We start from the raw sequence: 13,172 nt of genomic DNA, 5'->3' as shown, positions 1-13,172 counted from the left end.
GTCCGCCGACCGCGCATCCCGGCGGCGTTCGGCGTCACACGTCGATGTCGTCGACCCGGACGAACTTCGCGTTTTCCTGGATGAACTGGAAGCGCAGTTCCGGGCGGCGGCCCATCAGCTCCTCGACGCGGGTCTTCGTGGCCTTGACGTCCTCCGCCTGCTCGGGGTCGGCGCTGTTGGGCACGACGACGCGCAGCAGCGTGCGCTTGGCCGGGTCCATGGTCGTCTCGCGGAGCTGGGCCGGCATCATCTCGCCCAGGCCCTTGAACCGGCTGATCTCCACCTTCTTGCCCTTGAAGGTCTTGTTCATGAGCTGGTCCTTGTGCGCGTCGTCGCGGGCGTAGACCGACTTGGCGCCGTGGCTGATGCGGTAGAGCGGCGGCAGGGCCAGATACAGGTGCCCGTTCTGGATCAGCCCGCCCATCTCCCGGTAGAAGAAGGTCATCAGCAGCGAGGCGATGTGCGCGCCGTCCACGTCGGCGTCGGTCATGATGATGACCCGCTCGTAGCGCAGCTTGTCGCTTGAGAAGTCCTTGCCCACCCCGCAGCCGAGCGCCTGGGTGAGGTCGTTCAGCTCCTGGTTCGCCTTCATCTTGTCGGAGGAGGCCGAGGCGACGTTCAGGATCTTGCCGCGCAGCGGCAGGATGGCCTGGGTCTCGCGGTTGCGCGCCTGCTTGGCCGAGCCGCCCGCCGAATCGCCCTCGACCAGGAAGATCTCCGTTCCCTCCGGCGAGTTGCGCGAACAATCGGCCAGCTTGCCGGGCAGGCGCAGGCGGCGGGTCGCGGACTTCCGTCCCAACTCCTTGGACTGCTTGCGCTTGGCGCGCTCCTCCGCCTTCTCGATCAGCCGTTCCAGGAGGGCCTTGGAGGAGGACGGGTCGCCGGACAGCCAGTGGTCGAAGTGATCCTTGATCGCCGCCTCGACCAGCCGGTGGGCTTCCGCCGTCACCAGCTTCTCCTTGGTCTGGCCCTGGAAATGCGGCTCGCGGATGAAGACCGACAGCAGGATGCAGGCGTCGCCCACCACGTCGTCCGCGGTGACCTGGGCGGCGCGCTTGTTGCTGGTCAGCTCGCCGTAGCCCTTCAGGCCGCGGGTCAGCGCGGCGCGCAGGCCGGCCTCGTGGGTGCCGCCCTGCGGGGTGGGCACCGTGTTGCAGTAGGTGTGCGAGAAGCCCTCGTCATCCTCCGGCCAGGCGATGGCCCACTCCACGCGGCCCTGCTGGTTCGGAAAGTCCAGCGCGCCCGAAAAGGGCAGGCGGGTCAGCGTCCGGCGTTCCTTCAAGGCGGCGTTCAGATAGTCGAGCAGACCGCCGGGGAAATGCAGCGTCTCCTGCGCCGGGGTGGTGCTGTCGGGCGACAGCAGCGCCGGGTCGCAGCTCCAGCGGATCTCGACGCCCCGGTACAGGTAGGCCTTGGAGCGCGCCAGCCGGTACAGCCGGTGCGGCTCGAAATGGGCGGCCTCGCCGAAGATTTCGGGGTCGGCGTGGAAACGGATGGTCGTGCCGCGGCGATTGGCCGCGCCCTGGCGGGTCAGCGGTCCCTGGGGCAGGCCGCGGCTGTAGTGCTGCACGTAGAGCTGGCGGTCGCGCGCCACCTCGACGATCAGCCGGTCGGACAGGGCGTTCACCACCGACAGGCCGACGCCGTGCAGGCCGCCGGAGGTCTGGTAGACCTTGTTGGAGAACTTTCCGCCCGAATGCAGGGTGGTGAGGATGACCTCCAGCGCCGACTTGCCCGGGTACTTGGGGTGGTCGTCGATCGGGATGCCGCGCCCGTTGTCGCGCACCACCACCGTGCCGTCGGCGGTCAGCTCCAGGTCGATGCGGCTGGCGTGGCCGGCCACCGCCTCGTCCATGGCGTTGTCCAGAACCTCGGCCACCAGATGGTGCAGCGCCCGGTCGTCGGTGCCGCCGATGTACATGCCGGGGCGCCGGCGGACGGGCTCAAGCCCTTCCAGAACCTCGATATCCTGGGCGGAATAGCTCTCGGCCTTGCGCGCCGTGTTCTCGAAAAGATCGCTCATGGCCCCAGTTATAGGAATTTCGTCAGGGCTGCGCAAGCGCATGCGGTGGCTCCTATATACTCCCCGCACCATATTTTGTGATGCGCTTTTTCGACCCCAGAACGGACGAGGGCGGAAGCACGATGAGCGACGGCACATCCACCGATCAGAACCTAGCCCAGCCCGATATGGAAGGCGGCCCGGCGCTGCGCACCATCGCCATGCCGGCGGACACCAACCCCAACGGCGACATCTTCGGCGGCTGGCTGCTGTCCCAGATGGATCTGGCCGGCGGGGTCGCCGCCCTGCGCCGGGCGGGCGGGCGCGTGGCGACGGTGGGGATCGAGGCGATGACCTTCCACAAGCCGGTCTATGTCGGCGACGAGGTGAGCTGCTTCGCGCACGTCACCAAGGTCGGCCGAACCTCCATCCGCGTGCGGGTCGAGACCTGGGTGCGCCGCCAGCGCAGCGCGGGGGAGGCGATCAAGGTGACCGAGGGCGTCTTCACCTACGTCGCCATCGGTGAGGACCGCCGCCCGCGCGAGGTCCCGCCGGAGTGAAGCGCAGCCCGCCTTCTTTCGAAGGTTGCGCACTGTGTCCCTCTCCTTTGGGGGTGTAAACCGCCTATTACTCGGCGCTGCCAAGAGCATGGCGCGGTGAATTCTTTCGGATTGCTTCTTTTCCGTTTGACCGAAGGAATCGCGTATGATTCCATCATACCGCCATGACCATGCTCCAGAACCTCACCGACTCGCTGAAACGCGCCGCCAAAAGCGCCCTTCGCCAGGCCATCGGGCCGGCCATCGGCTCCTGCGTCGTCGCCTACTTCGTCTATTACGCCGTCCAGGGGGACCGCGGGCTGCTCGCCATGAACCACCTGAAGGCGGAGATCGCCACGGCGGAATCCGTCCTGGATCAGGTGAAGGCCGAGCGCGAGCGGATGGACCGCCGCGCGCAACTGATGCGCAGCGACCACCTGGACCGCGACATGCTGGACGAGCGTGCGCGCACGATGTTGAACCTTTCAGGGGCCCGCGACGTCATAATCGCACTCCCCCCGGCCCAGGCCGAAGGTGATGCTAGCGCTGAGAAGTAGGTCATATCAGTGAATTAACCGAAAGCCGGTTAACGCCGAATTTCGCGTTTAAAAACAGATATTTGCGTCTCGTGCGCTTGTCGTGTACTGTGCGCCCCGCATCCGCTTCCGGTGCGAGGGGGATGCACCCTCATAAGTGGGATGTACCCTCGCAACGTGCTGCAGCCCTGGCTGTTCGCTTGCCGTCGCTGCATAAACCCTGGGGAGGAAACATGGCCGCGTCACGACGCCGTCCGAAGGCGCAGACTGACTCCGCTTCGAAGCAGGCCGCTTCGACCGAGGACCTGATCAAGTACTATCGCGAGATGCTTCTGATCCGCCGCTTCGAGGAGAAGGCGGGCCAGCTCTACGGCATGGGCCTCATCGGCGGTTTCTGCCACCTCTACATCGGCCAGGAAGCCGTTGTGGTCGGCATCCAGGCCGCGCTGAAGGACAACGACGACGTCATCACCAGCTACCGTGACCATGGCCACATGCTGGCCTGCGGCATGGACCCCAAGGGCGTGATGGCCGAGCTGACCGGCCGCCGTGGAGGCTACTCCAAGGGCAAGGGCGGCTCGATGCACATGTTCAGCCGCGAGAAGAACTTCTACGGCGGCCACGGCATCGTCGGCGCGCAGGTCCCGCTGGGCACCGGCCTCGCCTTCTCGCACAAGTACAACAAGGATGACGGCCTGTCCGCGGTCTATTGCGGCGACGGCGCCATCAACCAGGGCCAGGTTTACGAGAGCTTCAACATGGCGGCTCTGTGGAAGCTGCCGGTGCTCTACGTGATCGAGAACAACAAGTACGCCATGGGCACCTCGCAGGAGCGCGCCTCGGCGGGCGAGCTGCACCAGCGCGGCGCGGCCTACGGCATTCCCGGCCATCAGGTCAACGGCATGGACGTCCTCGAGGTCCGCGAGGCCGCCGACAAGTGGGTGGAGTACATCCGCGCCGGCAACGGCCCGGTCATCCTCGAGATGAAGACCTACCGCTACCGCGGCCACTCGATGTCCGACCCGGCCAAGTACCGGACCAAGGAGGAGGTCGAGAAGATGCGGAGCGAGTCCGATCCGATCGACAACCTGAAGCGCGTCCTGCTGGAAGGCGCTTACGTGACCGAGGACCAGCTCAAGGAAATCGACCGCGAGGTCAAGGCCGTGGTGACCGAGGCTGCCGAATTCGCGCAGCAGAGCCCCGAGCCCGATCCGGCGGAGCTGTGGACGGACGTCCTGGTCGAAGCCTGACGACAACGATAAGCAGGAGCGGCGCCGAGGGCCGGAGGCATCGCCTCCCGGTGAACCCGCGCCGCCGGAGGTTGAGGAATGCCGATCGAAGTGCTGATGCCGGCGCTGTCGCCCACCATGACCGAGGGCAAGCTGGCGAAATGGGTCAAAAAAGAAGGTGACGAGGTCAAGTCCGGCGACGTGCTCGCCGAGATCGAGACCGACAAGGCGACCATGGAGGTCGAGGCGGTCGACGAAGGCCGCATCGGCAAGATCCTGGTCGCCGAGGGCACCGAGAACGTCGCCGTGAACACCCCCATCGCCGTGATCCTCGGCGAGGGCGAGAGCGTGACCGACGCCGTGTCCGGCTCCCCGACGCCGGCCCCGAAGGTCGCCGCCGAGCCGGTGGTGAAGGACACGGGCGCCCACGCCCCGGCCACCCTGCCGGTCGGTCCGGCCAGCGGCCCGGCCGCCGCGCCGCCGGCCTCGGACGAGGACAAGTTCTTCGACAAGACGGTGAAGAAGACCGTCCGCGAAGCGCTGCGCGACGCCATGGCCGAAGAGATGCGCCGCGACCCGACCGTCTTCCTGATGGGTGAGGAGGTCGCGCAGTATCAGGGCGCCTACAAGGTGTCGCAGGGCCTGCTCCAGGAGTTCGGCGCCGACCGCGTCATCGACACGCCGATCACCGAGATCGGCTTCGCCGGCCTGGGCGTTGGTGCGGCCTTCCGCGGCCTGCGCCCGATCGTCGAGTTCATGACCTTCAACTTCGCGATGCAGGCGATCGACCACATCGTGAACTCCGCCGCCAAGACGCTGTACATGTCCGGCGGCCAGATGGGCTGCCCGATCGTGTTCCGCGGCCCGAACGGCGCGGCCGCCCGCGTCGCCGCGCAGCACAGCCAGGACTTCACCCCCTGGTACGCCAGCGTGCCCGGCCTGAAGGTCGTCGCGCCCTACAGCGCGTCGGACTTCAAGGGCCTGATGAAGTCGGCGATCCGCGATCCGAACCCGGTCATCTTCCTCGAGAACGAGATCCTCTACGGCCAGTCCTTCGAGGTGCCGGAGAGCGAGGACTTCATCGTTCCGATCGGCCGCGCCAAGATCCGCCGCGCCGGCACGGACGTGACGATCACCGCCCACTCGCTGATGGTCAGCTACGCGCTTGCCGCCGCCGATCTGCTGGAGAAGGACGGGATCAGCGCCGAGGTCATCGACCTGCGCACGATCCGTCCGCTCGACACCGAGACGATCGTCAACTCCGTCAAGAAGACCAACCGCCTCGTCACCGTCGAGGAGGCCTGGCCAACCTGCGGCATCGGCGCCGAGCTGTCGGCCCTGATGATGGAGCAGGCGTTCGATTATCTGGACGCCCCGGTGATCCGCGTGACCGGCCTCGACGTGCCGATGCCGTACGCGGCGAACCTGGAAAAGCTCGTCCTTCCTTCGCCCGACCGCATCGCGGAAGCGGCGAAGAAGGCCTGCTACCGCAAGTAAGGAGGGCGAGCGAATGACCATCCAGATTCTCATGCCCGCCCTCTCTCCGACCATGACCGAGGGCAACCTCGCCAAGTGGCTGAAGAAGGAAGGCGACGCGGTGAAGTCCGGCGACGTGATCGCCGAGATCGAAACCGACAAGGCCACCATGGAAGTCGAGGCGGCCGACGAAGGCCGTCTCGGCAAGATCCTCGTGCAGGCCGGCACCCAGGGCGTCGCGGTGAACACCCCGATCGCCGTGCTGCTGGAAGAGGGCGAGGACGACAGCGCGCTCGCCAAGGCCGCCGCTCCCGCCCCGGCCCCGGCCCCGGCCCAGGCCCAGGCGGCCTCCGCTCCGGCTCCGGCCGCTGCTCCGGCTCCGCAGGCCGCGGCCGCTCCGGCGCCCGCCGCCCAGGGCGGTGGCCGCGTGTTCGCCAGCCCGCTGGCCCGCCGTCTGGCCGAGCAGGCCGGTCTCGACCTGAAAGCCGTCAAGGGCACCGGCCCGAACGGCCGCATCGTCAAGGCCGACATCGAGGCCGCGAAGGCTGGCGGCACCGCCAAGGCCGCCGCTCCGCAGGCCGCCGCTCCGGCTCCCGCCGCCGCCCCGGCGGCTGCGCCGGCCGCCGGGGCGGCCCCGAAGGCCGCGGGCATCGACGCCAAGGACCTGTCGGACAAGCTGGGCATGCGCTACAAGGCGCAGCCGAACAGCTCCATGCGCAAGACGATCTCGCGTCGTCTGACCGAGGTGCAGCAGACGGTGCCGGATTACTTCCTGGCCATCGACTGCGAGCTGGACGCGCTGCTGAAGGTCCGCTCCGACCTGAACGCCCGCTCCAAGGACTACAAGCTGTCGGTCAACGACTTCATCATCCGCGCCGCCGCGCTGACGCTGAAGAAGTTCCCGAACATCAACGCTGCCTGGTCGGAGGAAGCCATCCTCCGTTACGATCACGTCGACATCTCGGTCGCCGTGGCCACCCCGACCGGCCTGATCACGCCCATCGTCAAGAAGGCGGAGACCAAGGGGCTGGCCGAAATCTCCAACGAGATGAAGGGTCTGGCGGAGCGCGCCCGCGACGGCAAGCTGAAGCCGGAGGAGTACCAGGGCGGCACCTTCTCGATCTCCAACCTCGGCATGTACGGCATCCGGGAGTTCGCGGCGATCATCAACCCGCCGCAGGCCTGCATCATGGCGGTCGGCGCCGGTGAGCAACGTCCGGTCGTGAAGAACGGCGCGCTCGCCATCGCCACCGTGATGACCGTCTCGGTCACCGTGGACCACCGCGTCGCCGACGGCGCGCAGGGTGCGGAATTCCTCGCGGCTTTCAAGAAGCTGATCGAGGACCCGCTGAGCATGCTGCTGTAAGGGGGCGCTGACCATGGCTGACATGAACTACGACCTCATCGTCATCGGCGGCGGTCCGGGCGGCTACGTGGCGGCGATCCGCGCCGCCCAGCTCGGCCTCAGCACCGCGGTGGTGGAGCGTGAGAACCTCGGCGGCATCTGCCTCAACTGGGGCTGCATCCCGACCAAGGCGCTCCTGCGCTCCGCCGAGGTGCTGCGCAACGCCAAGCACGCCTCGGAGTACGGGCTGGTCATCCAGAACCCGTCCTTCGACCTGGACAAGGTCGTTCAGCGGTCCCGCAAGGTGGCGGGGCAGCTCAACGGCGGCGTCAAGCACCTGCTGAAGAAGAACAAGGTCGCCGTCATCGAGGGCGAGGCCAAGCTGCTCGGCAAGGGGCAGGTGGCCGTGACCAAGGGCGGCGCGGCGGTCGGCACCTTCGGGGCGAAGAACATCATCATCGCCACGGGCGCCCGCGCCCGCACCCTGCCGGGTCTGGAGGACGACGGCAACCTCGTCTGGACCTACCGCAAGGCGATGACCCCGAACACGACGCCGAAGTCGCTGCTGGTCATCGGCTCCGGCGCCATCGGCATCGAGTTCGCCAGCTTCTACAACGAGCTGGGCGCCAAGGTGACGGTGGTCGAGGTGATGGACCGCATCCTGCCGGTCGAGGACGAGGAAATCTCGGCCTTCGCCCGCAAGCAGTTCGAAAAGCAGGGCATGCGCATCATCACCAACGGCAAGGCCGGCAACCTGCGCAAGGGGGCCGACAGCGTGACGGTGGCGGTGGAGGCCAACGGCAAGACCGAGGACATCACCGTCGACCGCGTGATCCTCGCCGTCGGCATTTCGCCGAATACGGAGAATCTGGGCCTGGAGAACACCAAGGTCCAGACCGACCGCGGCCACATCAAGACCAACGCCAACTGCCAGACCGACGAGCCGGGCGTCTACGCCATCGGCGACGTGACGGGGGCTCCCTGGCTTGCCCACAAGGCCAGCCACGAGGGCGTCATCGCCGTCGAGCACATCGCCGGCAAGCACCCGCACGCGCTGGACGTCCGCAACATTCCGGGCTGCACCTACTCGCACCCGCAGATCGCGTCGGTCGGTCTGACCGAGAAGAAGGCGAAGGAGGCGGGCTACGAGGTCCGCGTCGGCCGCTTCCCCTTCATCGGCAACGGCAAGGCCATCGCTCTGGGCGAGGCGGACGGCATGGTGAAGACCGTGTTCGACGCCAAGACCGGCGAGCTGCTGGGTGCCCACATGGTCGGCGCCGAGGTGACGGAGCTGATCCAGGGCTACACGGTCGCCAAGACCATGGAGACCACCGAGCAGGAGCTGATGCAGACGGTGTTCCCGCATCCGACCCTGTCGGAAATGATGCACGAGTCGGTGCTTGATGCCTATGGCCGGGCCATCCACTTCTAAGTGGCGAGTCTGACTGGCGGTCGTTTCCTCCCTCGCCCTCCGGGGCGGGGGAGCAACGTTTCCGACGTCGTCATCCTTTTGGCGGTGTTGTTTCGTCGCGGCCGATAATCAGACTTGACCGGTCGGTCATTCCGGCCTATCCGGCGGGACCGTGTCCGCCGGCCTTGCGCCGTTTCCCTGCGTCGCCCCTTGCGCGGTCGGCGGCGCGTTACCGTTCAGCATCGGCGCTGCCACCGGGCAGCCCGTGGGAGCACTTCAGACCATGACCGTGGCCGATCACCCCGAGAAGCTTCGCCATCCCGAAAAGGCCCACAAGCCCGACAACCCGATCCAGCGCAAACCGGGCTGGATTCGCGTCAAGGCGCCGACCAGCCAGGAATACAACGAGACGCGCAGCCTCATGCGCGGGCTCAAGCTCAACACCGTGTGCGAGGAGGCCGCCTGCCCGAACATCGGGGAGTGCTGGAAGCACAAGCACGCGACCTTCATGATCCTCGGCTCCGTCTGCACCCGCGGCTGCGCCTTCTGCAACGTCGGCACCGGGCGACCGGACCAGCTCGACCCGCATGAGCCGGACAATGTGGGGGAGGCGGTGGCCCAACTGAAGCTGAGCCACGTCGTCGTCACCTCCGTCGACCGTGACGACCTGGAGGACGGCGGGGCGGAGCATTTCGCCCGGACCATCCGCGCCATCCGCGCCGCGTCGCCCGACACCACCATCGAGATCCTGACCCCCGACTTCCAGAAGAAGAAGGGTGCGGTGGAGGTGGTGGTCGAGGCGAAGCCCGACGTCTTCAACCACAATCTGGAAACCGCGCCGCGCCTCTACCCGACGATCCGTCCGGGCGCCCGTTACTTCACCTCGCTGCAATTGCTGGCGCGGGTGAAGGAGCTGGACCCGTCCATGTTCACCAAGTCCGGAATCATGGTCGGGCTGGGCGAGACGAAGGAGGAGGTCGGGCAGGTGATGGACGACCTGCGCGCCGCCGATGTTGACTTCATGACGATCGGCCAGTACCTCCAGCCGACGCCCAAGCACGCGGCGGTGGACCGGTTCGTGACTCCGGAAGAATTCCAGAGCTACGCAACACTTGGCCGCGGCAAGGGTTTCCTGATGGTGGCTTCGACGCCGCTGACCCGCTCCAGCTATCACGCGGGGGCGGATTTCGCGAAGCTGCGGGAGGCTCGCCTCCGCAAGCTCGCGGCAACGGCCGGCTGAAAGGCGGCGGGCTGAAGGGCGGCGGGCCGAGAGGCGGCCGAAAGAGAAACGGAGCGGGTATGCCGACGCACGCGGAAAAGAAGGTTCTTCCCTACACGCCGGAGCAGATGTACCGGCTGGTCGCCGATGTGGAGAAGTACCCGGAATTCCTGCCCTGGTGCCTCGCCGCCCGCATCCGCCGCCGTGAAGGCGACGTGATGTTCGCGGACCTTGTCATCGGCTTTAAGATGGTCCGCGAACGCTTCACCTCGCGCGTGGAGCTGGACGAGGCGAACCGCCGCATCAACGTCCAGTACACCGAGGGGCCGTTCCAGTACCTCAACAACCACTGGATCTTCACCCCGCACGAGGGCGGCGTCTGCGTGGATTTCTACGTGGACTTCGAGTTCCGCTCGAAGATGCTGCAGAAGATCATGGGCGTGCTGTTCAACGAGGCGGTGCGCCGGATGGTGCAGGCCTTCGAGACCCGCGCCAACCAGCTCTACGGCAACGGCGCCACCCGGCCCGCCACGGCGCGGACCGCCTGAGGCCGGTCTTCCCTCAGCGAATCCCGGTCTCGGGGCGGGCGGTGCGCAGCCGCTCCAGCGCGGTCTGCACGGTCGCGAGGCGCACCGCCTCGCGGTCGCCGGGGAAGGTGTATTCCTTGTGCTTGGCGGCGCCGCGGCGGACCGCCGTGGCGATGTAGACGCGCCCCACCGGCTTTTCCGGCGTTCCCCCGCCGGGCCCGGCGACTCCGGTGACCGCCACCGTCACGTCGGCCTTCGACTTCGCCAGGGCACCCACCGCCATCGCCACCGCCACCTCCGGGCTGACCGCGCCGTGGGCGTAGATCAGGCTGGGCGGCACGCCGAGCATCTCGGACTTGGCGACGTTGGAGTAGGTGACGAAGCCCCGGTCCACGACCTTGGACGAGCCCGCGATGTCGGTCAGCGCCCCCGCGATCAGGCCGCCCGTGCAGGATTCGGCGGTCGCCAGGGTGTAGCCGGCCAGTTCGTATTCCGCGAGCAGCTTGGCGGCGAGTTCGCGGATGTGATCGGGAAACATGCGGGTCCCTTTCGTCGTCGTGCCAGAACCAGCCCCTCTCCCATCGCGGGAGAGGGCTAGGGAACGCTCATGCTATCCCGGCAGACGGACCGTCGCCATCGCCTGCGCCGCGATGCCCTCGCCGCGCCCGGTGAAGCCCAGCCGCTCCGTCGTCGTCGCCTTCACGCTGACCCGGTCCACCGGCATGCCCAGGATGTCGGCAACGCGCGCGGTCATCGCCTCGCGGTGCGGGCCGACCTTCGGGCGCTCGCAGATGATCGTCACGTCCACATGGGCGATCCGCCCGCCGCGGTCCGTCACCAGCTCCGCCGCGTGTTTCAGGAACAGCGCGCTGTCGGCGCCGCGCCATTGCGGGTCGCTGGGCGGGAAATGGCTGCCGATGTCCCCGGCGCACAGCGCGCCCAGGATGGCGTCGGTCAGCGCGTGCAGCCCGACGTCGGCGTCCGAATGGCCGTCCAGCCGCTGCGTGTGCGGCACCCGCACGCCGCAGAGCGTGACGTGGTCGCCCTCGGCGAAACGGTGCACGTCGAAGCCCGAACCGGTGCGGATGTCGGACAGGGCGGAATCGAGCGCGCGGGTCGCGCGGGTCAGGTCGTCGGGGGTGGTCACCTTGAAATTCTCCTCCCTGGCGGGCACCAGCGCGACCGGCAGCCTGGCGCGTTCGGCGACCGCCGCGTCGTCGGTCAGCTCCAGCCCGGCGGCCGCGCGGTGCGCGGCCAGGATGTCGGGAAAGCGGAAGCCCTGCGGGGTCTGGGCGCGCCACAGGCCGCTGCGGTCCACCGTTCCGGCCACCAGCCCGTCCTCGCCGCGTTTCAGCGTGTCGGCGACCGGAACGGCGGCCAGCGCCGCAGGGTGGGTGTCGAGCGCCGCGATCACCGCGTCGATGGTGCCGGCGTCGATCAGCGGGCGGGCCGCGTCGTGGATCAGCACGAGGCCCGGCGCCGAGTCGGCCAACGCCTCCAGCCCGTTGCGCACCGAATCCTGGCGGGACGCCCCGCCGACCACCGGTTCGGGCAGGTCCAGCCCCGCGACGGCCGCATCGTAGAGATCGCGAAAGGCGGGATTGATGACGACGCGCACCGCGCTCACCTTGGGGTGGCGCCGGAAGGCCTCGACCGTGCGGCGCAGAACGGACTGGCCGGCCAGATCGAGATACTGCTTGGGCCGCTCGGCGCCGAAACGCTGGCCGCTTCCGGCGGCGACGATCAGCGCGATACAGGAAGACATGGGACGTATCCGTGCCGTTTGGGCTATGGTATCCGCGCTTGACGGGCCGTCCGCGTGACGCTTACGTCATGGCGGCCGGACGCAGCCGAGCCTAGCCGCTCACCGGCGTTCCGCCAAGAGCTTCAGAGACTTGTCCAACAGCGACTTTGGGTCCAACAGCGACTTTGGGTTTCCGCAGAGGGAAGGGCACGGGTCCGCCGCATGTCGCAGAACATCGTCTACAGCCTGACCGCGCTGATGGCTCTGCTGCCGGCGTCCATCTACCCGTACCACCGGATCGCGGGGCAGGGGGCGGATGGGCGGTCCGCCTATTTCTGGGGCGCCCTGGCTCTGGGCTTCGCCGGGCCGGCGGCCTGGGCGCTGACCCAGGTGGCGGGACGCTGGCACACCGGCCTGTCCACCGCGCTGTGGATCACCATCGCCGCCTGCATGCTGCTGTTCATGGCGATGAGCGCGCTGACCCGGTCGGCGTGGCGGCTGTCCCCGCTGCTGCTGCCCTATCTGCTGACCGTCGGCGCCTTCGCGACCCTGGCCCAGCAGGCCCCGGCGCCGGTGCTGCGCGGCGGCGCGCCGGGCATCTGGATCGACCTGCACATCGCCGTGTCGGTCATCACCTACGCGCTGCTGACCATGGCCGCCGTGGCGTCGCTCGCCGCCTTCCTCCAGCAACGGGCGCTGAAGTCGAAACGTCCGACGCCGCTGACCCGTTTCCTGCCCCCGGTGGCGGAAAGCGAGCGGATGCAGCTCCATCTTCTCGGCGCGTCGGAGGCGGTTCTGGGGGCCGGTCTCGCCACGGGAATGGCGGTGCTCTATTACGAAACCGGCGCGCTGCTGCGCGCCGACCACAAGACGCTTCTGTCCGTCGCCAGCTTCGTCGTCATCGGCGGGTTGCTGCTGGCCCACGCCCGCACCGGTGTGCGCGGGCGGATGGCCGCGCGTCTCGTGCTGATCGCCTATCTGCTGCTGACCCTCGCCTATCCGGGCGTCAAGTTCGTCACCGACGTCCTGCTCGGCTAACCCCGACGCATGACAGCCAGCGCGGCGTTCGCGGGATGTGCACTTGCAACATGCCGAAACGCTGTGCTACCGTGCACAAATTCTCATCATATCGCTAATGTGCCCA

The 13,172-nt window shown here is 67.9% G+C and carries 12 protein-coding genes; 9 read left to right on the top strand and 3 right to left on the bottom strand.

Features of this window, described 5'->3' with window-relative positions:
- Positions 1-34: 34 nt before the first annotated feature.
- The gene (gene parE / locus DXK32_RS20280; RefSeq protein WP_114860156.1) at positions 35-2,023 is read right to left on the bottom strand and encodes a DNA topoisomerase IV subunit B; all 1,989 of its coding nucleotides are present in this window, start codon (positions 2,021-2,023) and stop codon (positions 35-37) included.
- A 122-nt stretch (positions 2,024-2,145) separates the two neighbouring features.
- On the opposite strand from parE, the gene DXK32_RS20275 reads away from it, so the two are divergent.
- The 8 genes from DXK32_RS20275 (at position 2,146) to DXK32_RS20240 (ending at position 10,305) form a co-directional block, all read left to right on the top strand.
- A complete protein-coding gene (locus DXK32_RS20275) occupies positions 2,146-2,562 on the top strand; it encodes an acyl-CoA thioesterase (protein WP_205215777.1) in 417 nt (138 codons plus the stop codon).
- Between the two features lie 164 nt (positions 2,563-2,726).
- Positions 2,727-3,098 (top strand): FtsB family cell division protein, encoded by a 372-nt coding sequence (locus tag DXK32_RS20270; protein ID WP_205215776.1) that lies wholly within the window; start codon positions 2,727-2,729, stop codon positions 3,096-3,098.
- A 212-nt stretch (positions 3,099-3,310) separates the two neighbouring features.
- Positions 3,311-4,327: a pyruvate dehydrogenase (acetyl-transferring) E1 component subunit alpha gene (pdhA, locus tag DXK32_RS20265; RefSeq protein WP_014198781.1), complete on the top strand. Its 1,017-nt coding sequence runs from the start codon at positions 3,311-3,313 to the stop codon at positions 4,325-4,327.
- Positions 4,328-4,405: 78 nt separating this feature from the next.
- Positions 4,406-5,803, top strand: a complete 1,398-nt coding sequence (locus DXK32_RS20260; protein ID WP_114860155.1) for a pyruvate dehydrogenase complex E1 component subunit beta — start codon at positions 4,406-4,408, stop codon at positions 5,801-5,803.
- Between the two features lie 13 nt (positions 5,804-5,816).
- The gene (locus DXK32_RS20255; protein ID WP_114860154.1) at positions 5,817-7,148 is read left to right on the top strand and encodes a pyruvate dehydrogenase complex dihydrolipoamide acetyltransferase; all 1,332 of its coding nucleotides are present in this window, start codon (positions 5,817-5,819) and stop codon (positions 7,146-7,148) included.
- A 13-nt stretch (positions 7,149-7,161) separates the two neighbouring features.
- Positions 7,162-8,559, top strand: a complete 1,398-nt coding sequence (gene lpdA / locus DXK32_RS20250) for a dihydrolipoyl dehydrogenase (protein WP_114860153.1) — start codon at positions 7,162-7,164, stop codon at positions 8,557-8,559.
- A 262-nt stretch (positions 8,560-8,821) separates the two neighbouring features.
- Positions 8,822-9,778 carry a lipoyl synthase gene (gene lipA, locus DXK32_RS20245; RefSeq protein WP_114860152.1) on the top strand — a complete coding sequence of 319 codons (957 nt, stop codon included), beginning with the start codon at positions 8,822-8,824 and terminating at the stop codon, positions 9,776-9,778.
- Between the two features lie 59 nt (positions 9,779-9,837).
- A complete protein-coding gene (locus tag DXK32_RS20240) occupies positions 9,838-10,305 on the top strand; it encodes a type II toxin-antitoxin system RatA family toxin (protein WP_114860151.1) in 468 nt (155 codons plus the stop codon).
- Between the two features lie 13 nt (positions 10,306-10,318).
- Here the strand turns inward: DXK32_RS20240 and DXK32_RS20235 are convergent, their stop codons facing one another.
- The gene (locus DXK32_RS20235) at positions 10,319-10,822 is read right to left on the bottom strand and encodes a CinA family protein (protein ID WP_103039123.1); all 504 of its coding nucleotides are present in this window, start codon (positions 10,820-10,822) and stop codon (positions 10,319-10,321) included.
- Positions 10,823-10,894: 72 nt separating this feature from the next.
- Positions 10,895-12,049 (bottom strand): bifunctional 2-C-methyl-D-erythritol 4-phosphate cytidylyltransferase/2-C-methyl-D-erythritol 2,4-cyclodiphosphate synthase, encoded by a 1,155-nt coding sequence (locus tag DXK32_RS20230; protein WP_114860150.1) that lies wholly within the window; start codon positions 12,047-12,049, stop codon positions 10,895-10,897.
- A 201-nt stretch (positions 12,050-12,250) separates the two neighbouring features.
- On the opposite strand from DXK32_RS20230, the gene DXK32_RS20225 reads away from it, so the two are divergent.
- Positions 12,251-13,066, top strand: a complete 816-nt coding sequence (locus tag DXK32_RS20225; RefSeq protein WP_114860149.1) for a cytochrome C assembly family protein — start codon at positions 12,251-12,253, stop codon at positions 13,064-13,066.
- The last annotated feature ends 106 nt before the right edge of the window (positions 13,067-13,172 follow it).

This window comes from Azospirillum brasilense, assembly GCF_003349955.1.
GTDB classification, from domain to species: Bacteria; Pseudomonadota; Alphaproteobacteria; order Azospirillales; family Azospirillaceae; genus Azospirillum; species Azospirillum brasilense_B.
This window is presented reverse-complemented; position numbering and strand designations above follow the sequence as displayed.

What these genes read in the sequence shown, in the direction of transcription:
- DXK32_RS20235 (WP_103039123.1), bottom strand. Translation starts at nt 10,822, where the DNA reads ATGTTTCCCGATCACATCCGCGAACTCGCCGCCAAGCTGCTCGCGGAA.
- DXK32_RS20270 (WP_205215776.1), top strand. Translation starts at nt 2,727, where the DNA reads ATGACCATGCTCCAGAACCTCACCGACTCGCTGAAACGCGCCGCCAAA.
- lipA (WP_114860152.1), top strand. Translation starts at nt 8,822, where the DNA reads ATGACCGTGGCCGATCACCCCGAGAAGCTTCGCCATCCCGAAAAGGCC.
- pdhA (WP_014198781.1), top strand. Translation starts at nt 3,311, where the DNA reads ATGGCCGCGTCACGACGCCGTCCGAAGGCGCAGACTGACTCCGCTTCG.
- parE (WP_114860156.1), bottom strand. Translation starts at nt 2,023, where the DNA reads ATGAGCGATCTTTTCGAGAACACGGCGCGCAAGGCCGAGAGCTATTCC.
- DXK32_RS20240 (WP_114860151.1), top strand. Translation starts at nt 9,838, where the DNA reads ATGCCGACGCACGCGGAAAAGAAGGTTCTTCCCTACACGCCGGAGCAG.
- DXK32_RS20275 (WP_205215777.1), top strand. Translation starts at nt 2,146, where the DNA reads ATGAGCGACGGCACATCCACCGATCAGAACCTAGCCCAGCCCGATATG.
- DXK32_RS20225 (WP_114860149.1), top strand. Translation starts at nt 12,251, where the DNA reads ATGTCGCAGAACATCGTCTACAGCCTGACCGCGCTGATGGCTCTGCTG.
- DXK32_RS20230 (WP_114860150.1), bottom strand. Translation starts at nt 12,049, where the DNA reads ATGTCTTCCTGTATCGCGCTGATCGTCGCCGCCGGAAGCGGCCAGCGT.
- DXK32_RS20260 (WP_114860155.1), top strand. Translation starts at nt 4,406, where the DNA reads ATGCCGATCGAAGTGCTGATGCCGGCGCTGTCGCCCACCATGACCGAG.
- DXK32_RS20255 (WP_114860154.1), top strand. Translation starts at nt 5,817, where the DNA reads ATGACCATCCAGATTCTCATGCCCGCCCTCTCTCCGACCATGACCGAG.
- lpdA (WP_114860153.1), top strand. Translation starts at nt 7,162, where the DNA reads ATGGCTGACATGAACTACGACCTCATCGTCATCGGCGGCGGTCCGGGC.